This is a genomic window from Kitasatospora setae KM-6054 (assembly GCF_000269985.1).
Classification (GTDB): Bacteria; Actinomycetota; Actinomycetes; order Streptomycetales; family Streptomycetaceae; genus Kitasatospora; species Kitasatospora setae.
The window spans coordinates 8,487,941-8,504,887 of sequence record NC_016109.1 but is presented as its reverse complement, the minus strand read 5'-3'; the positions used below and the strand labels follow the sequence as shown (position 1 = coordinate 8,504,887).

The window sequence follows — 16,947 nt, the reverse complement described above, 5'->3', positions numbered from 1 at the left end:
GTTTCGCGCCGCACCGTTTCGTCCGGCCCGGGCCGGACGGCCCGCGCCGGACGAAGCGTGGTTGATCAGGGGGCGGCGTCGCCGCGGACGGCCTCGGCCGCCAGCAGTTCGGGGAGGTCGTCGAGCCGGTCGAGTCCCCGGACGGCGCGGACGGCGCGGTGGTTGGCGGCCAGCAGGTCGCGGTGGCGGTGGGTGAAGGCCCAGTAGCCGGCGGTGAACGGGCAGGCCCGCTCCCCGGTCCGGTCGCCGGGGCGGTAGGCGCACGGGCGGCAGAGGTCGCTCATCCGGTTCAGGTAGGCGCCGCCGCAGGTGTAGGGCTTGGTGGTGACGGTGCCGCCGTCGGCGTACTGCGACATGCCGACCACGTTGGGGACCATCACCCAGTCGTAGCCGTCCACGAAGCAGCGGTGGAACCAGTCGGTGACCGCGGCCGGGTCGTAGCCGTGCTGCAGGGCCCAGTTCCCGAGCACCATCAGCCGCGGGATGTGGTGGACCCACCCGGTGTCCCGGACCTGGGCGAGCGCGCCGGACAGGCAGCGGGCCCGCACCGCGTCCGCGTCCAGTTCGGCGAACCAGTCGGGCAGGGGCGCGTGGTGGCCGAGCGCGTTGCGGTGCCGGTGCTCCTCGCCGAGGTACCAGTACAGCTGCCAGACGTACTCGCGCCAGCCGGCCACCTGCCGGACGAACCCCTCGACGCTGTTGAGCGGGGCGCTCCCGGAGCGGTACGCGTCCTCGGCGCGGCGCGCGCACTCGCCCGGGTCGAGCAGGCCGAGGTTCAGCGGGACGGAGAGCAGGCTGTGCGCCATCCACGGGTCCGCGGCCAGGACGGCGTCCTCCCAGCGTCCGAAGTGGGGCAGCCGGGCGGTGACGAAGTGCTCCAGCGCGCGCAGCGCCTCGGCGCGGGTGGCGGCGAAGCGGCGAGGGCCGTCCCGCCCGACGAAGCGCACCTCGCCGGACCGCTCCCAGCGGTCGAGGTCGGCCCGCACCCGTTCGTCGATCTCGTCCTCCTCGGGCCACCGGGGCGGCGGCACGGGCAGGACGCCCTCCCCGCGCGGCGGCGGTTCCCGGTTGTCGGCGTCGAGGTTCCACCGGCCGCCGACGGGTTGCCCGCCGGGGTCCAGCAGCAGGTGCTCGGCCCGGCGGACCCGGCGGTAGAAGTCCTCCATCAGCAGCCGCCGTTCCCCGAGCCCGTCCGCCCAGCGACGGAAGTCCCCGAACGGGACCAGGAAGCCGCGGGGCGGCAGCACCTCCACCCGGGGCAGCGCCGTCACCAGGCCGAGCGCCGCCCGGGACGTCGGGTGGCAGACCGTGACGCCACGCTCCCCCACCGCCCGCCGCAGCCCCTCCCGGTAGGTCTCCGCCCGGACGTAGCGGGCCCGGTCGCCGAGTTCGGCGGCCCGGTGCCGCATCGCGGACAGCACCAGGTGGGCCTTGGCCCGGTGGAAGCGCCGGCGGCGGAACACCGAGCGGGCCTCGACGATCACCACGGGCGCGTCGGGGTCCGGTCCCGGCCCGGACGGGGCGAGGAAGTGCGGCCCGAGCTGGTCCCCGAAGAGCCAGTGCGCCCTGGGGCCGCTCACCGGGCCGGCCCCGGGCGGTGGTCCGGCGCGAGCTCCTCGCGGACGTCCATGACGATCCCCTCCTTCGACGGTGGAGGCGGTCGCCTCCGTCCTCCACTGTCGGCACCCGTCCCGCCGGGGGGAAGTCGCACCGTTCCCGCAGCGCTGGGAGGGCGTCCCACCCCGTTCTCCCGCCCCGTCGTCCCGGCCCGAGGCGCACGGGCACGGTCGGCGGGGTCGCTCACGGCCGGGGACGCCCTCCGACCCCGGCGGCCGGGGCCGATAGGATGTTCCCGCGGGATCCGGGGCGGAGGGAGGGCGCGTTGAGGAACGCACGTACCGTACCGACCCTTGAGCCCGTCGACGCGGGCGATCACGTCTGCTGGCTGGTCGGGCCCGGTGACGACTTCACCATGACGGCCCGGGCCTTCGCCGCCGACGGGGCGCTCTTCGGCGACAAGGTGCTGCTCATCGGCGCGCCCGACGCCCGGTGGTCGCCGGACGGCGCACCGCAGGGCGTGGTCGTCGACCCGCTGACCGCGCGGGCGGACGGCGCCGGGTGGAACGCGGCGGCGATGCTGGACCTGGTGGTCCGGGAGGCGGACACCGCGAGCCGGCAGGGTTTCCGCGCGCTGCGGGTGCTGGCCCGGATGGACCGGGTGTGGCCGGGCAGCGCGAACCCCCGGGAGATCGCCCGGCACGAACTGGACCTGGACCGGCTGGCAGTCGCCAGGACGGCCGTCATCGTCTGCGCCTACCACCGCTTCAGCTTCCGGCCGGACCTCCTGGAGCAGGCGTCCGGAGTACATCCGCACCATCTGGGCACACGAACGGAGATGCCAGGTTTTCGGATGTACAGCGTGGGAACGGACTGCTGGAGCGTGAGCGGTGTGGTGGACTCGGACGGCGCGGACGCCTTCCGCACCGCGTTGGACGAACTCGTCGCCCGCTCGTCCACCCTGCGGCTGCGCTGCGAGGAACTCGAACTGATGGACGCCGCGGGCATGCGCGCCCTGGTCGACGCGGCCCGCCGGGCCCCCGGTCGCCGGATCGTGATCGAGAAGGCGGACGAGACGTTCCGGCACTGCTGGTCGCTGCTCGGCTACGACGTCCCGCAGATCCCCGTGGAGCTGGCACCGTGAGCGAGAACAGCACGACGCGCCCGGAAGCCCCCGCCGAGGACTCCCCCTTCCGGCACGAGCTGTACCCCTACGCGGGGGACGCGCAGTTCCTCGACGGCGCCATGTCCTTCATCCACGACGCCCGCGCCGGGAGCGAGCTCGTCCTGGTCGCGGTCGCGGGGCCGAAGGAGCGCATGCTGCGCACCGAACTGGAGGGCACGGACGCCGCCGAAGGGGTCACCTTCCTCGACACCGCCGTCCTCGGCCGCAATCCGGGCCGGCTGATCCCCGCCTGGCGCGACTGGATCTCCAAGGCCACGAAGGGGCACCCGGTGCGCGGCATCAGCGAGTCCGCGTGGAGCGAGCCCTCGGCGGCCGAGAGCACCGAGTTCGAGTACCACGAGTGGCTGTTGAACCTCGCGTTCGCCCAGTCCCCCGCGTGGTGGCTGCTGTGCGCCTACGACACCGCCGCGCTGGAGCCCGCCGCGGTGGAGTCCGCGCGGCGCTGCCACCCCATGCTGCTGAGCGACGGGGCGCACGGCCCCAACAGCGCCTACGCCCGGGAGCCCTACGTCTTCCCCGAGCTGACGGCCTCGGCCGACCACCGGGAACTCCCCTACCAGCGGGGCCGGCTCGCCGCGGTGCGGGCCCACATCACCGCCTGCGCGGGCCGGTACGGCCTGGAGGGCGCCCGCCTTCGCGAACTGCTGATCGCCGCCTGCGAGGTCGCCGGCAACAGCATCAAGCACGGCGGCGGCCGGGGCGTCCTGCGCACCTGGGTGGAGGGCGCGGACCTGATCTGCGAGTTCCACGACGCCGGCCACCTCCAGGATCCGCTGGTCGGCCGCCTCCGCCCCACCGTCGACCAGATCGGCGGCCGCGGGCTCTGGCTCGTCCAGCAGCTCTGCGACCTGGTCCAGATCCGCTCCACCGCGCAGGGCGGCACCACCATCCGGCTGCACACCCGACTGCCCGGCTGACCCCCGGACCGTCGCGTCGGACGGCCCGTCGCGGTGTGACGCCGCGGCGTCACACCGCGGCGTCGGGGGCGGCTCCCAGCGGGGGCCAGGCGGCGAGCGCGGCGTCGGCCATGCGCTGGAGTTCGTCGCGGCCGATGCCGCTCGCGGCCTGGACGGCGATGCCGAAGGCGAGGGTGCTGACGTGGCGGCCGAGCAGCCCGGCGTCACGACCCGCCCGGCGGGAGGTCCGGCAGCGGCTCCCCCGCGAGGATCGCCGTGACCGCGCGGGCCGCGAGGCGCTGCCAGGCCCCGGCACCGCCGAGCATGGCGTGTCCGCCCCGGGGCATCGCGACGAACCGCACCTCGGCACCGGCCCGCCGGGCCCGGGCCGCGAAGGCGCGGGAGGCGTCCGCACTGGTGACGCGGTCGGCCGGGTCGTGCAGGATCACCAGGCGTCTGCCGCGCAACTGCCCCACCGCGTCGCCGGGTTGGCACCACGGCGCCAGCAGGACGGCGCCGCGGACCTGGGGGTGGCCGGCGACGGCGAGCGCCGCCCGTCCGCCCATGGAGTGCCCGAGCAGCGTGACCTTCAGGTCGGGCGCCCGGGACGCGATCTCCCGCAGGGCCCGGTCCGCGTCGGCGACGGGGTGCGCGTGCCCGCCGTTCCACCCCCGGTAGCGGTACCCCACCTCGACCTCCACCAGCGACGGGTCGGCCGCGAGGCGGCGGACGGCCGCGGCGAAGGCCAGCATCCGGAGCCTGGCCAGGCCCAGCCGGGGCTGGGGGGCGAGGCTCTCGGCCCTGCCCCCGTGCAGGACGAGCAGGACGGAGCCGGCCCCGGGCGGGAGGCGGTCGGCGCGGTCGGGCACGGGGGTCTCCTGCGTGGTCGGCGGCTGGCGCGGGAACGGTCGGGGGGGGACGGCGGGCCGTCAGCTCCCGCACCACGCGGCGGGCCGGACGGTCTCCCGCGCACCGCCGGGGCGGCGGGCCAGGATCTGGTCGACGCCCATCCGCCCCTCCGCGAAGGCCAGCGAGCTCCCGGCCAGGTAGAGCTGCCACAGCCGCACCGTCGGCCGTCCGACCAGTGCGGTGAAACGGTCCTGCCGCCGGGTGAGTTCGGCGCGCCACGCGTCGATGGTGCGGGCGTAGTGCGGGCGCATCGCCTCGGTGTGCAGCACCTCCAGGCCGGCCGCCTCGATCAGGTCGACGGTCTGCCCGAGCGGGCGCATGTGCATGTCGGGGGTGATGTACGCCTCGATGAACGCACCGCCGCCGGGTGCGGTGGCGCCGCGGGACATCTGCTGGACCAGCAGCCGCCCGCCCGGGCGCAGCAGACCGTGCAGGCGGGCGGCGAAGGCGGGGTACTCGTCCCGGCCGACGTGCTCGCCCATCTCCACGCAGCTGACGGCGTCGTAGGCGTCCGCGGGGATCTCCCGGTAGTCGCACAGCCGGACGTCGACCAGGTCCGCGACGCCCGCCTCGGCGACCAGGGCGCGGGCGTGGGCGTGCTGGCGGGCGGAGAGGGTGACGGCGGTGACGCGGGCGCCGTGGTGCAGGGCGGCGTGCCGGGCGAGCGCGCCCCAGCCGCAGCCGACGTCGAGCAGGCGCGTGCCGGGGCGCAGGTCGAGCTTGCGGCAGATCAGGTCGAACTTGGCTTCCTGGGCGTCCTGCAGGGTCTGGTCGTCCTGGGTGTAGTAGGCGCAGGAGTAGGCCATCGCGGGTCCGAGCAGCAGGGCGTAGAACTCGTTCGACAGGTCGTAGTGGTGGCTGATCACCGCCCGGTCGCGGCTGCGGCTGTGCAGGGCGCCGCTGACTTTCGCCCGGCCGCCGGGCCGGGGCGGCGGCGGCCCCACGGCGCCGAGCCGGGCGGCCGCCGACAGCAGGGCGGGCCAGCTGCGCGGCGCCGGACGCGCGGGCACCCGTCCGGCGAGTGCCCGGCGGACGGCGGAGAGGGCCTCGCCGAGGTCGCCGTCGACGTCGAGCTCGCCGCTGATCCAGGCGTCGGCCAGGCCGAGCTCGCCCGGCTGCCACAGCAGCCTGCGCAGGGCCCGGCGGTGGCGCACGCGCACCCGTGGCCCGTCCGCCGGGCCGGTCGTCGAGCCGTCCCACAGGTGCAGGGCGAAGGGCGGCGGCCCCGCGAACACCTCGCGCAGGACCGGTTCGAGCAGACCGGCGGCGCCCTCCCCCCGTCCGGGGGGCCGGGTGGTCGGGGTCGTGGGTGCGGTCATGGCTCTCCCTCCGCCGGGCGGGCCGCGGTGCGGCCCGGTGGTCGTCTGCTGCTGGGATTCGGAGCGGTGCCCGGCCCGGCTTGGTCGGCCGGTGCCCGTCCCTCAGACGGTGAGCAGGGCCGGGTCGGCGGCCTTGTCGGTGGGCAGGAAGTCGTCGGGGACGGGGTACTGGCCCAGGACGTAGTGGAGGATGGCGGCGTGCATGGCCTCGACCGGGGCGATGGTGGCGGCGGTGGCGATGCCCCCGGGGCTGGTGACGTGGTAGGTGGCGAAGAGGTAGGTCTGCGCCGCCTGGTCCTCGAGTCCGAGGGCGAGCTTGGCGACGTCGCCGACGGTGGTCGCCTTGCCGAGGGCCTCCAGGGTGGCGGGCTGGTTGGACAGCGGCACGCCGGTGATGGCGGGCTTGCCCGCGCCGGTCAGGACGCCGTTCCAGGCCATGGCGTGGTCGGCGTGCTGGCCCATGGCGGTGGTGATGAAGGTGGCCACGGCGGGCGGGACGGTGCCGAGCCTGCCGGCCTTCGCCGCGTCCAGGGCGGCCTGGTAGGCGCCCACGGCCTGGTTCTCCAGCGCGGTGGCCAGCGCCACGACCTTCAGGTCGCCGGTGTACTGCCCGGACGCGGAGCCGGGGACGGCCGTCGAGGACGCGCTCGGGACGGGCGAGTTGGCGGACTTGCCGCTGGAGCACGCGGCGAGTGCCAGCGCGGCCGCGGCGCCGCCGGCGCCGAGCAGGAAGCGGCGGCGGCCGGGGTCGAGCGCCGGAGGGGCGAGCCTGGAGCGGATGTCGGCGGCCAGGTCCACGGCGCCGGAGCGCATGGCGGGCAGGGTCGCGCGGTGGGCTTCCTCCATGTCCCGGGTCAGGCGGGTCAACTGGCTTTCGCTGATCGGGAGTTCCCAGTCCTGCGTGGTCACTTGACGGCTCCCTCGTCGATCGGCGAAGCGTTCTCGGTCTGGTAGAAGGCGTCGGGGAATCCGACGCTGCCCGCGGCGGCGGGCAGCTTGGCCGGGTCGACGGGGATGGCGATCAGGTCCGCGGCGTTGCCCGCGAGCAGCGCCTGCACCGCCAGCAGCACCGCCCGGTGCTGGGCCTCGACCGGGGCCACCGAACCGAACAGCCTGCGCAGTTCGGGCGAGGAGACCTGCGAGACGTTCTTGGTGTAGGTCTGCGCGGCCACGTCCTCCAGGGTGATGGCCAGCTTGACCACGTCGGCGGGGCCCTTGATGGTGGGCAGGGCCTGGTCGACCACCGCCTTGTACTTCGGGTCGGGCTGGTTCTGCGCCTTGCCGCCCGCCTGGGTGGCGGCCGAGTTGAACGCCTTCGCGTGCGCCTGGTGCTGGGCGGTGGTCCTGGTGATGAACGCGGCCACCGTCTTGTTGCCGTCCTTGATGAACGGCAGCCCCGCAGCGGTCTGGTAGACGCTCACCGCGAGGTTCTCGATCGACGCGGCGGTCTGCAGCGCCATCACGTCGTCCGCACTCGCCGAGGCGGAGGCGGCCAGCGCCCGCGAGGTGCCCCACAGCGCGGCGGCCCCCGCCGCGCCCGTCAGCACCCCGCCGCGCTGCCACCAGCGCCGCCGGGGTCCGGTCACCTGCCCGAACTCGGTCAGCGCGGTGCGCGTGATGCGCTGCGCGTCGCTGTTCAAGTCCTCGGACTGCTCGGTCAGTTCCGCGAGCAGCCGCGAGTCGATGTGCTCTGTGGCCATCATGCCTCGTCTCGGTCCGGGGCCCGGCCAACTCCGCGCCCCGCTCGGGACTGCTTCGGCCCCGGGGCGGCCCCGGCTTGGCCACCGCCGTCTCGTTCACCCGTCGGAGTGAACGAGCCGGCGGCCGGCCGGCGTCGGGGCAGGCCCGGGTCGGGGCCGTTCCGCTCTCGCCTGGCCGACGACCGATCCGTCCGGGCTCCGGCGACGAATGCCCGAGGCACACCGATCCTCCGAACGTCCCCGTACGGCTCCGACGCACCCGGTGCGGCGGACGGACGGATGCCCGCGACCGCGCCCGAAGGAGTGCCCGATGCCCGCTCAGCCCGAGTCCCCGTGCCCCGTCCTCGACGTCCGCGGCCGGTCCCTGCACGCCGATGTCGCAGCGCTGCGCGCGCGGGGGCCGGCCGTCCGGGTGCTGCTGCCCGGCGGCGTGCTGGCCTGGTCGGTGACCCGCCACCGGGTGATCCGGCAGCTGACGGCGGACCCGCGGGTCTCGCGCGACTTCCGCCGGCACTGGCCGGGGCGCGCGGAGGTGCCCGAGGGCTGGCCGCTGGCGGCGGTCGTGTTCCAGTCGAACTTCCTCAACTCCTACGGGGAGGAGCACCGGGCGCTGCGCGCGCTGGTCGCGCCGTCGTTCTCGCCGCGACGGGTCGGCGCGATGCGCCCCGCCGTCGTGGCGACCGCCACCCGGCTCGCCGCAGCCCTGGCCGCGACCCCGCCCGGGACGGCGGTCGACCTGCGAACGGCCTTCGCGCTCCCGCTGACGATGACGGTGATCTGCGACCTGTTCGGTGTCCCCGAGGAACTGCGGGCGGGGCTGGGCAGGGCGATCGACCGCGCCGCGGACACCGCGGCCACCCCCGAACGGGCCCTGGAGGCGCAGGCGGAGATCTCGGCGGTCCTGGACGCGCTGGTGGCGCACAAGCGGGCCCACCCGGGCAGTGACCTGACCGGTGACCTGCTGTCCGCGCCGACCGGCAGCGGCGAGCCCCTGACCGGGGAGGACCTGAAGGGCACGCTCTTCCTGATGATCGGCGCGGGCTACGAGACGACCGTCCACCTGATCACCAACGCGGTGCACGCCCTGCTGACCCGGCCCGCGCACCTGGAGGCCGTGCGGGCCGGCCGCACGAGCTGGTCGGCCGTGGTGGAGGAGACGCTGCGCCACAGCGCCCCCATCATGTACCTGCCGCTGCGCTACGCCGTGGCGGACATCGACCTCGGGGAAGGGGTGGTGATCCGGCAGGGCGAGCCGATCGTGGTGGCCTTCGCCGCGGCCGGACGCGATCCGCAGGTCCACCCGGGCGACTTCGACGTCTTCGACCCGTCGCGCGCGGACAAGGAGCACCTGGCCTTCGGCCACGGCCCGCACTTCTGCCTGGGCGCGCACCTGGCCCGGCTGGAGGCCGAGACGGCCCTCCAGACCCTGTTCCGGCTGGTGCCCGGCATCGCCCTGGCCGACACCGGGGATGAACCCGCCCGCCTGCCGTCCTTCATCCTCGACGGCTTCGCCGAACTGCCGGTGGTGCCGGTGCCCGTCGCGCCGGCGCCCCGCGAGGGCTGACCGGACGCCGGGGTACCGGGTGGCGGGTGGCGGACGGTCCCGGGTCAGGGCCAGAAGGCGGACAGCGCGCCCTCCTTGAACGGCGCCGGGGAGACGCACAGGTCGCCGGTGAACGGCCGGTCGAGGACCAGGACGAGCAGCAGGCTGAAGCCGATCAGCGCGGCGATCGTCCCGGTGAACAGCACCTGCACCCTGATCCGGCGGGTGCCGTACAGGGCGGTCAGCGCGATGATCACCAGCGCGCCGCCGTAGACCAGGGTCTGCAGCAGCGGCGGGAGTTGCCGGGTGGCCATCGCGATCCGGGCGCGCCGTTCGGCGACCACGTCGTCCAACTGCTCGGCGGCGCGTTCGTAGTAGGCCTGTTCGGTGCTGGTCTGCGGCTCGTAGGACTGCAGGGCGTCGTAGATGTCCTGGGCCTTGGCGGCGGTGGCCTCGAAGTCGGGCCGGCCCGCGCGCATCAGCGGCCACTGGACGTCGACGACGGCGTGCAGGTAGGCGCCGACCGCCGTGTCGATGCGCTCGCGCGGTTGCGGCGGGAACGCCTGGACGTCGCGCACCAGCGTCGCGGCGGCGGTGGCCTCCCGGGCGACCCCGGTGCGGGTCTCCTCCATCTGGGTCCACAGGTTGACGATCACGAACGCCAGGATGATCCCGTAGATCGCGCCGAACAGCCCCAGCACGACCCCGATCACCTCGTTGTGCTCGCCCTCCACCACCTGCGGGAACCCGCGCCGCACCAGTAACGCCCCCACCCCCGCGAGGACGACCGCGCTCCCGACCACCACCGCGGTCAGCGCGGCGGTGTCCAGGTGGTTCAGCAGCCACAGCTCCATCGGTTCTCCCTCGTCCCCGTGTTCCGGTCCGTCCGGATCAACGCCCGGACGGCGCCGAGGTGGCGGAGCGACGGGGCAGCGGGGAGGGCAGAGTGGCGGGGCGGGGCGGGGTCAGTCGCTGTCGCGGCGTTCGACGACCAGGATCCGGGCCTGCGGCGCGGGGTGGGCCACGTGCTCGTCGCCGGGTTCGACGGCGCAGACCCGGCCGGGGGTCAGGTGTTCGACGTGCTCCTCGCCGTCGACCCGGTAGTGCATGTCGACGGCGCCGTCGAGGACGACGAAGACCTCGGGCCCGTCGTTGACGTGCCAGCGGTAGGGCTGGTCGGTCCAGTGCAGGCGGACGGTGGCGTCGTCCAGTTCGGCGAGGCCGACCGAGCCCCAGGGGCGGTCGGCGGTGAACTCGGCGGCGTCGAGGAAGCGCACGGGGTGGGGTCCTTCGGGTCCGCGGCCGCAGCTCCGGCCTGGTGCCGACCATGCTGGCCCGGGGAGCGGCGGGCCGGACAGTGGCAGGGATGCCGGAGTGCGTCGATTTCCTGCCACCGCCGCGTCTCCCGCCTCATCCCCCGCTGTCGGCGGCCGCCTTGAGCGGGCCCTCCAGCAGGCGGGCGGCCGCGAGCGCGGTGGTGGCCGTGCTGCGGCCGGGGAGGTTGCGGCGCAGCGTCTCGTGCAGGTCCACGAAGGTGAGCGGGTGAGGCAGAGCAGGGTGTCGAGGGCGGCGATCCGCTCCAGGTAGGCGGCGGGCAGCGGCGTGTCCAGGTGCGGCTGGTCGGTCAGCGTGCGCGGGGTGAAGCGGACGGCCACCGGGGTGAAGTCGGCGGCCGCGTTCGTCGCGCGGACGGCGTTGCCGAGGAAGAGCGCGGCGTAGCCGGGCAGCGGGTGGGCCAACTCGTCCAGCAGGCGGTACATCCGCTGTTCGGACGGCGGGTGGGTGTCGCCGATCCGGACGAACAGCGCGTGCTCCCGGGCGGCCAGCGCGAACAGGGCGACCGTGCTGCCCCAGGTGGTGAGCAGGTCGACGTCGGCGACGGGCAGGCGGAGGTCCGGGGTGCGGGCGGCCGCCGCGTCGCGTTCCAGGCTCCGGCGGGTCAGCCGGTGGGCGGTCAGGTCGGCTTCGAGCTCCTGGGCGGGTCCGGCCCCGTGCCGGTGGCCGTGCAGCTGGTGGGCGAGTTCGTGGCCGAGGACGAAGCGGACCGCCTGGGTCAGCACGACGTCCCTGATCCCGTCGGCGCGCGGATCGGTGCGCCAACCGGGTTTCGCCGACAGGCCGAAGACCCGCTGGTGCAGGAAGTGGTAGCGGAGGAGCGCGGCCGGCCCGGCCGGGTCGGTGCCGAACGCCTTCCGGCGGAGCGCCGCCCGGGTGTTCCGCCACGCCCGCCACGGGCCGCCGTCGAGCACCCGCACCGCCTCCTGCGCGCCGAACCCGCTGTACAGGCCGGCCAGGCCGAGGAACGACTCGGGCAGCACCATCAGCGCGGAGCCGTCCGCGAAGCGCTTGCACTCCGGGTAGACGTCCTCCTCGGCGAGGACCGCGAGCCGGAGCTGCCGCCACTGCCCGTCCGGGCCGCCGAGGTCGGCGAAGACCGTCCGCAGGTCCTCGGTGAGCGCGGCCTCCAGCCGGTCCGCCGTCCTCGTCCAGCTCTCCGCGCCGATCCCGCGCAGGGCGGCGGGGTCGACGCCCAGCTCGGCCAACCGGGCCCGCATCCGGTCGAGTTGGGTCGCCCGGTTGTCGACCCGCCGTCTCAGCTCCCACTGCGCGTCGGCCGCCGTCACGTCACTCACCGCCTCTCTGCGGGGGCTCCGGCCCTTCCGTCGGCTCCGGCTCCAGCTCCGGTGCCGGGGCGTTGGCGCAGAAGGCGCGCAGGCCGATCCGGGACACCAGCACGCCGACCGCCGCGTAGTCCAGCACCGGGTGTCCGGTGCCCCCGCCCAACTCCTCCAGCACCTTGGCGATCCCGGCCGCGTCGGTGACGTCGGCCCGGGTGCCGCCGTCGGCGTCGATCAGGCCCCGCAGCCGCTCGTGGTGGCAGATCTTCCGCTGGAGGTCCCGGTGCATCTCCTCGAACAGGCCCCGCCCGAAGACCCGGAACCGCCTGCGGTCCTCGGGCCCCGCACCGAGGCCCCCGCCGAGCACCGCCTCCCCGATGATCTCGTACAGCTCGTCGTCGCTCAGTCCCCAGTACGCCTCGACCGTCACGGCCCGCCCCTCTCGTCCCGGCTGTCGCTGTGCCAGCCGTCCTCCCCCACCGGGACCGGCCGAAACGGGGCTGCACGAACGGCCGTTCGCGCCGCCGTTCGCGCCGCCGTTCGCGCCGATGCTCCGCCCGGCTACCGGCCGTTGCGGGGCGGCCAGTGGTCGAGCGGGAGGGGGCCCCGGGAGCGGACGGTGCGGATGGCGAAGGTGGAGCGGGCGTCGCGGACGGGGCCGACGGCGAGGATCTCGTCCAGCAGGACCTGCTCGTAGCTGGCCAGGTCGGGGACGGCGATCTCCACCAGGAAGTCGGCCTCGCCGGAGACCACGTGGCAGGCGACCACGGCGGGGATCGCGCACAGCGACTCCTCGATGTGCCGCGAGGTCTCCCGCGAGTGCTGCTCGACCCGCAGCGCGACGAACACGGTCAGGCCCAACCCGGTCTTCCCCCGGTCGAGTTCGGCCCGGTAGCCGGCGATCACGCCGTCCGCCTCCAGCGCCTTGGTCCGGCGCAGCGCGGAGGAGGGCGAGAGCATGACGGCCTCGGCGAGGTCGACGTTGGGGGTCCGGCCGTGGCGCTGGAGGTGCGCGAGGATCGCCCGGTCGATGCGGTCGTACTGCGGGGTCGACATGCGGCGCAGCTTACTGCCGTCGGCCGGCGGGCGGTGGCGGGATCGGTCCGGATCCGGTGTGTCCCCGGCATTCCGTGCCGCCGATCGCGGCCGGGTCGGCAGGATCCGCCACGCGGGCCCGCGTACCCCCGGCAGATTCCCCCGCAGGCGGGGGCCCGTCCGGGGGCCTCGGCAGGGTGTGCCGCCGAAGGCGGTCGGGGCGGCAGGATCTGCCGTGCGGGGCCCGGGGCGGGGCGGTTTTCGCCAGCGGGTGCCGCGCGGTCCGGGCCAGGATCGGGGCATGACCGAGACCGCGACGGCCTCCCCGTCCCCCTCCCCCGCGACCACCCCCGCCGCCCGCCTCTCCACCGCCGGGGCGTCCGCGCTGTACATCGGCGCGCTGCTCGGCCCGAGCCTGCTGCTGCTCCCGGGGTTGGCGGCGCGCGCGGCGGGCCCGGCCTCGCTGTTGGCGTGGCTGGCGCTGCTGGGGCTGTCCGGCCTGATCGCGGTGGTGTTCTGCGCGCTGGGCACCCGGTTGGGCTCGTCCGGCGGGGTCGCCGGGTACACGGCGGCGGGGCTGGGCGCCCGGGCCGGCCGGGCCGCCGGGTGGTGCTTCCTGGCGGGGGTGGTCGCGGGCGCGCCGGTGGTCTGCCTGATCGGCGGGAGCTACGCGGCGGCGGCCGTCGGCGCGGACGGCGGCACGGCCGTCCGGGCGGGGCTGGTGCTGCTGGCGGTGGTGCTGGCGGTCCGGCTGGTCGGCGTCCGGACCGGCGCGGGTCTCCAACTGGTGCTGGTCTCCGCGCTGGTGGGGCTGGTGCTGTTCGCGGTGCTGGGATCGGCCCCGGCCGCCCGGGCCGCGCACTGGACGCCGTTCCTGCCGCACGGCTGGACGGGCGTCGCGCAGGCCGCGCCGCCGCTGATGTTCGCGTTCGTCGGCTGGGAGGCCGCGGCCTCGCTGACCACCCGGCTGCGCGACCCGCGCCGCCAGCTGCGCCGGGTGGTGCTGATCGCGTTCGCCGTGACCTCGCTGCTCTGCCTGGGCCTGGCCGCCGCGACGGTCGCCGTGCTCGGCCCGGGCGCGGGCGGCTCCGTCCCGCTCGCCGACCTGATGCGCGCCGCGATCGGCTCCCGGGGCCCGCTGCTGGCCGCCGGCGCGGCCCTGGTGCTGACCCTCGCCGCCACCAACACCTACCTGACCGGCGCCGCCGCCCTGCTGGACGCCCTGCTCCCGTCCGGCGCGGCGGCCGGGCGGCGCGGCTCGCTCGCGGTGGTGGCCACCACCGCGCTGACCGGCGTCCCGCTGTTCGTCCTGGTCGGGACGGGCGTCCTGACCACCTCCCAGCTGGTGGCCGTGCCGACCGCGCTGTTCCTCACCGTCTACCTGACCTGCACGGCCGCCGCCGTCCGCGTCCTGGCGGGCCCGGCCCGGCTGGCCGCCGCCGTGAGCTGCCCGGCGGTGCTGGCGCTGCTGCTCGGCACCGGCTGGCCGGTGGCGGCCGCCGCGGCGGTGGCGGCCACCGCCGCGCTCGCGCCCGCGCCAACACCCGTTCCGGTCGATCGAACTGACGACCACTCACCGTCCGTCCGTTCCGCGCCGCCGCTGGAGGTTTCACCGGCCCGTGGGGTTTGACCCCGAACGACTACCGCGGGCCACGCGCACGGTCCGATGATCAGCCGGTGGACCATGCCACGGGCGCGTACCCGACCCCGTCCCTCCCGCCGTTCCCCCCGCTGCCCTGTCTCCCGCCGCTCCCCCACCTCCCGCACCCGCACCACCCGCCCTGGCTCTGGTGCCACAGCCCGTCACCGAGCGCCAGCCCGCCTCCCAGTCCGACGCCCAGCCCCAGCCCGACGCCCGCACACCCGACGCCGGTTCAGCCCCCGTCCCCCACCCCCACGCCCACACCCCACACCGCGACACCGACCCCACCCCCGGTCGCCAAGGCCGCGAGCGTGCCACCGCCGCCCGCACCACGCCTGACCCCCGCCACCACCCCGCCACCGTCGCCCCCGCCACCGTCGCTCTTCTCGCCCCCGCCGCTCTCGCCCTCGCCCACCCCCTCTCCCACGCCGACTCCGACCCCGACTCCGACCCCCTCGACCCTGGTCGCCGCCCCGCCACCGGACAGCCCGGCCGGGCCCGCGCCGATCGAACCCTCGGTCTGGGCGACCGTCCTGCTCGTCACCGTCCTGCTGCCGGCCGCGCTCGCGGCCCTCGTCGGGCAGCACTTCGCGTTCTCCAGGAGGAGCCGTTGAATCCCGCTCCGTTGTTGGGCGCCGTCGGGGCCATGGTGCTCGCGGTGGGCGCGCTCGCGATCTCGCACCGGCTGCGTCCGGAGGTGCCGGAGGGCGAGCCGTTCCCGGAGCCGCATCCGACGCTCGGGGCGATCGGCTCCGGGCTGCTGTCCGGGTTCACCCTGCTGACGGGTTTCCTGATCGCCACCGGCTGGGCCGCGCACAGCACCGGCATCGTCCCGCCCGACGGCCTGTACGTCGCCGACCTCGCGGCGGGCGGCGCCGTGCTGCTCTACCCGTCGCTGGCGGGGCTGCCGTTCACGCCCCGCTACATCACGGCGGTGTGCCTGTTCGGGTTGCTGGTCGGCTACGTGATGGTGACGGCCGTCCAGCTCCGGCCGTGAGCCCGCGGGCCGTCGGAAAAACGGGGGTGCCCCGCCGGCCCACGGGTGGGGGGGGTGGCCGACGGGGCTGGGGAGGATGGCTCAGGAGGTGGTGCAGGCGGTTCCGTTCAGCGTGAAGGCGCTCGGGGCGGTGTTGTTCGACCCGTAGGTGGCCTGAAGGCCGAAGTTGGTGGACGCGCCGGCCGCCAGGGTGCCGTTGTAGCCGAGGTCGGTGGCGGTGACGGCGGCACCGCTCTGCACGACGGTGGCGTTCCAGGCGCTGGTGATCTTCTGGTCGCCGGGGAACGTCCAGGCCAGCTTCCAGCCGGAGATCGCGGCGCTGCCGGTGTTCTTCAGCGTGACGTCGGCGGTGAAGCCGCCCGCCCAGGAGTTGGCCCGGTACGCGATCGAGCAGGACGCGTTCCCGGCCGGCGGCTGCGAGGTCGGCGGCTGGCTGGACTGCGACGGGGACGGCGTCGGGGTCGGGGTCGGCGTGGGAGTGGGAGTCGGCGTCGGGGTGGGCGCCGGGGTGCTCGGGTCGGCCGCGTTCACCGCCAACTGGTAGGCGATGTCGGGGACGAACGTCCCGGCCGCGGCGGCGCAGCCGTCGGCCTCGCCCGGGGGTTTGATCCACAGGTAGGCGTCGATGCCGCTGTCGTTGGTCGCGGCGGTCGGGTAGTTGCCGATCTTGCGGCCGGACGGGTCGCACCAGGTGCTGCCCGCCGGGCCGTTGCCGTTGCGGCTGGTGTCGATCACGGCGTGCAGGTTGCCGGGGTTGCCGAGGGCGTTGAGCACGCCGTGGGCGTAGCCGGCCTCGTTGGCGGTGGGGTTGAAGTTGGAGACGTTGGTGAAGAAGCCGTCCGCGTTCAGCACGCCCGCGCCGCGCAGCCGGTTGGCCTGTTCGGCGGCGGAGTTCCAGGTGGAGTGGCCCCCGTCGAGGTAGACCTTGGCGTTCGGGGCGGCGGCGCGGATGGTGGTGACGGCGCGGGCCAGCGAGGCGAACCGGTCGTTCTGCTGCTGGGCGCCGAGGCAGGTGGTGAGCGCGATCGAGTCGGGTTCCAGCACCACGACCGAACGCGAACTGCCCAGCCCGGCCGCGAACTTGCCGACCCAGGCGTCGTACGAGGCGAGGTCGGGAGCGCCGTCGGCGGACGCGCCGCCGCAGTCCCGGTTCGGGATCATGTAGGCCACCAGCACCGGCACCTGGCCGGCCTGGGCGGCGGCCGAGGCGACCGTGCGGACGTCCGAAGTGATCGTGTCGGGGCGGTAGTTGGCGAACCAGATGCCCTGCGGCTGGCTGGCGATCCGCTTGCCGATCACCCGGGCGCGGGAGTCCCCTGGGTTGGCGGCCGTCCACTTCACGGCCTGCGAGGCCGGGTCCTTGTAGAACTGGGTGTCGGCGGGGAGGCTGCCCTGCACGGCCGCGTCCGCGCCGCCCTGGGCGGCGGCCACCAGCCCGACGGCCGCCGTCGCGGCGGCGAGGGCGAGGGCGGCGGCGCGACGGGTCGGCCGGACGGGCGCGGCGGCGGCGCGCCGTCGGGGGGCCTGGGGGTCGGTGGGGTGCAC

Annotated in this window: 16 protein-coding genes; 6 read left to right on the top strand and 10 right to left on the bottom strand. The window is 75.6% G+C overall.

Annotation, left to right across the window (positions count from 1 at the left end; translation table 11 throughout):
• Nucleotides 1-65 precede the first annotated feature (65 nt).
• Complete coding sequence (locus KSE_RS36790) at nt 66-1,580, bottom strand: cryptochrome/photolyase family protein (RefSeq protein ID WP_014140483.1); 1,515 nt, start codon at nt 1,578-1,580, stop codon at nt 66-68.
• Between the two features lie 302 nt (nt 1,581-1,882).
• Here KSE_RS36790 and KSE_RS36780 point away from each other — a divergent pair, with 302 nt between their 5' ends.
• Together KSE_RS36780 and KSE_RS36775 are read left to right on the top strand one after the other, a co-directional pair.
• Nucleotides 1,883-2,701, top strand: coding sequence for an MEDS domain-containing protein (locus KSE_RS36780; RefSeq protein WP_014140482.1), 819 nt, complete (start codon nt 1,883-1,885; stop codon nt 2,699-2,701).
• Nucleotides 2,698-3,660 carry a sensor histidine kinase gene (locus tag KSE_RS36775; protein ID WP_014140481.1) on the top strand — a complete coding sequence of 321 codons (963 nt, stop codon included), beginning with the start codon at nt 2,698-2,700 and terminating at the stop codon, nt 3,658-3,660. Before KSE_RS36780 ends, KSE_RS36775 begins: the two co-directional genes overlap by 4 nt.
• A 203-nt stretch (nt 3,661-3,863) precedes the next feature.
• On the opposite strand, the gene KSE_RS36770 is transcribed toward KSE_RS36775, so the two are convergent.
• The 4 genes from KSE_RS36770 to KSE_RS36755 all read right to left on the bottom strand — a co-directional run bounded on the left by KSE_RS36770 (nt 3,864) and on the right by KSE_RS36755 (nt 7,567).
• Nucleotides 3,864-4,508, bottom strand: coding sequence for an alpha/beta fold hydrolase (locus tag KSE_RS36770; RefSeq protein ID WP_014140480.1), 645 nt, complete (start codon nt 4,506-4,508; stop codon nt 3,864-3,866).
• 60 nt (nt 4,509-4,568) lie between these two features.
• Nucleotides 4,569-5,867, bottom strand: a complete 1,299-nt coding sequence (locus KSE_RS36765) for a class I SAM-dependent methyltransferase (protein ID WP_014140479.1) — start codon at nt 5,865-5,867, stop codon at nt 4,569-4,571.
• 102 nt (nt 5,868-5,969) lie between these two features.
• Nucleotides 5,970-6,776 (bottom strand): ferritin-like domain-containing protein, encoded by an 807-nt coding sequence (locus KSE_RS36760; protein ID WP_033259993.1) that lies wholly within the window; start codon nt 6,774-6,776, stop codon nt 5,970-5,972.
• On the bottom strand, nt 6,773-7,567 hold the full coding sequence (locus KSE_RS36755) for a ferritin-like domain-containing protein (RefSeq protein WP_106438124.1): 795 nt from the start codon (nt 7,565-7,567) through the stop codon (nt 6,773-6,775). The genes KSE_RS36760 and KSE_RS36755 overlap by 4 nt, the downstream gene beginning before the upstream one ends.
• A gap of 310 nt (nt 7,568-7,877) precedes the next feature.
• On the opposite strand from KSE_RS36755, the gene KSE_RS36750 reads away from it, so the two are divergent.
• Nucleotides 7,878-9,131: a cytochrome P450 family protein gene (locus KSE_RS36750; RefSeq protein WP_014140476.1), complete on the top strand. Its 1,254-nt coding sequence runs from the start codon at nt 7,878-7,880 to the stop codon at nt 9,129-9,131.
• Nucleotides 9,132-9,175: 44 nt separating this feature from the next.
• Here KSE_RS36750 and KSE_RS36745 read toward each other — a convergent pair whose 3' ends face one another.
• The 4 genes from KSE_RS36745 to KSE_RS36730 all read right to left on the bottom strand — a co-directional run bounded on the left by KSE_RS36745 (nt 9,176) and on the right by KSE_RS36730 (nt 12,784).
• Entirely contained in the window at nt 9,176-9,964 is a 789-nt protein-coding gene (locus KSE_RS36745) for a bestrophin-like domain (RefSeq protein WP_014140475.1), read from the bottom strand.
• A 111-nt stretch (nt 9,965-10,075) separates the two neighbouring features.
• A complete protein-coding gene (locus tag KSE_RS43915) occupies nt 10,076-11,743 on the bottom strand; it encodes a hypothetical protein (protein ID WP_197540730.1) in 1,668 nt (555 codons plus the stop codon).
• Nucleotides 11,736-12,158: a hypothetical protein gene (locus KSE_RS36735; protein ID WP_014140473.1), complete on the bottom strand. Its 423-nt coding sequence runs from the start codon at nt 12,156-12,158 to the stop codon at nt 11,736-11,738. The genes KSE_RS43915 and KSE_RS36735 overlap by 8 nt, the downstream gene beginning before the upstream one ends.
• 131 nt (nt 12,159-12,289) lie before the next feature.
• Nucleotides 12,290-12,784 (bottom strand): Lrp/AsnC family transcriptional regulator, encoded by a 495-nt coding sequence (locus tag KSE_RS36730; protein ID WP_014140472.1) that lies wholly within the window; start codon nt 12,782-12,784, stop codon nt 12,290-12,292.
• 280 nt (nt 12,785-13,064) lie between these two features.
• Between KSE_RS36730 and KSE_RS36725 the strand changes: the two genes are divergently transcribed.
• From KSE_RS36725 to KSE_RS36715, 3 genes are all read left to right on the top strand, one after another.
• Nucleotides 13,065-14,393: an APC family permease gene (locus KSE_RS36725; protein ID WP_014140471.1), complete on the top strand. Its 1,329-nt coding sequence runs from the start codon at nt 13,065-13,067 to the stop codon at nt 14,391-14,393.
• A 323-nt stretch (nt 14,394-14,716) separates the two neighbouring features.
• Complete coding sequence (locus KSE_RS42525) at nt 14,717-15,019, top strand: hypothetical protein (RefSeq protein WP_148283219.1); 303 nt, start codon at nt 14,717-14,719, stop codon at nt 15,017-15,019.
• Between the two features lie 32 nt (nt 15,020-15,051).
• Nucleotides 15,052-15,402, top strand: coding sequence for a hypothetical protein (locus KSE_RS36715; protein ID WP_014140469.1), 351 nt, complete (start codon nt 15,052-15,054; stop codon nt 15,400-15,402).
• A gap of 81 nt (nt 15,403-15,483) precedes the next feature.
• On the opposite strand, the gene KSE_RS36710 is transcribed toward KSE_RS36715, so the two are convergent.
• Nucleotides 15,484-16,947 (bottom strand): glycoside hydrolase family 6 protein, encoded by a 1,464-nt coding sequence (locus tag KSE_RS36710; RefSeq protein WP_014140468.1) that lies wholly within the window; start codon nt 16,945-16,947, stop codon nt 15,484-15,486.

Excerpts from the sequence above, each read along its gene's own strand:
- KSE_RS36755 (WP_106438124.1), bottom strand. The coding sequence starts at position 7,567 with ATGGCCACAGAGCACATCGACTCGCGGCTGCTCGCGGAACTGACCGAG.
- KSE_RS36715 (WP_014140469.1), top strand. The coding sequence starts at position 15,052 with ATGGTGCTCGCGGTGGGCGCGCTCGCGATCTCGCACCGGCTGCGTCCG.
- KSE_RS36750 (WP_014140476.1), top strand. The coding sequence starts at position 7,878 with ATGCCCGCTCAGCCCGAGTCCCCGTGCCCCGTCCTCGACGTCCGCGGC.
- KSE_RS36730 (WP_014140472.1), bottom strand. The coding sequence starts at position 12,784 with ATGTCGACCCCGCAGTACGACCGCATCGACCGGGCGATCCTCGCGCAC.
- KSE_RS36745 (WP_014140475.1), bottom strand. The coding sequence starts at position 9,964 with ATGGAGCTGTGGCTGCTGAACCACCTGGACACCGCCGCGCTGACCGCG.
- KSE_RS36725 (WP_014140471.1), top strand. The coding sequence starts at position 13,065 with ATGACCGAGACCGCGACGGCCTCCCCGTCCCCCTCCCCCGCGACCACC.
- KSE_RS36765 (WP_014140479.1), bottom strand. The coding sequence starts at position 5,867 with ATGACCGCACCCACGACCCCGACCACCCGGCCCCCCGGACGGGGGGAG.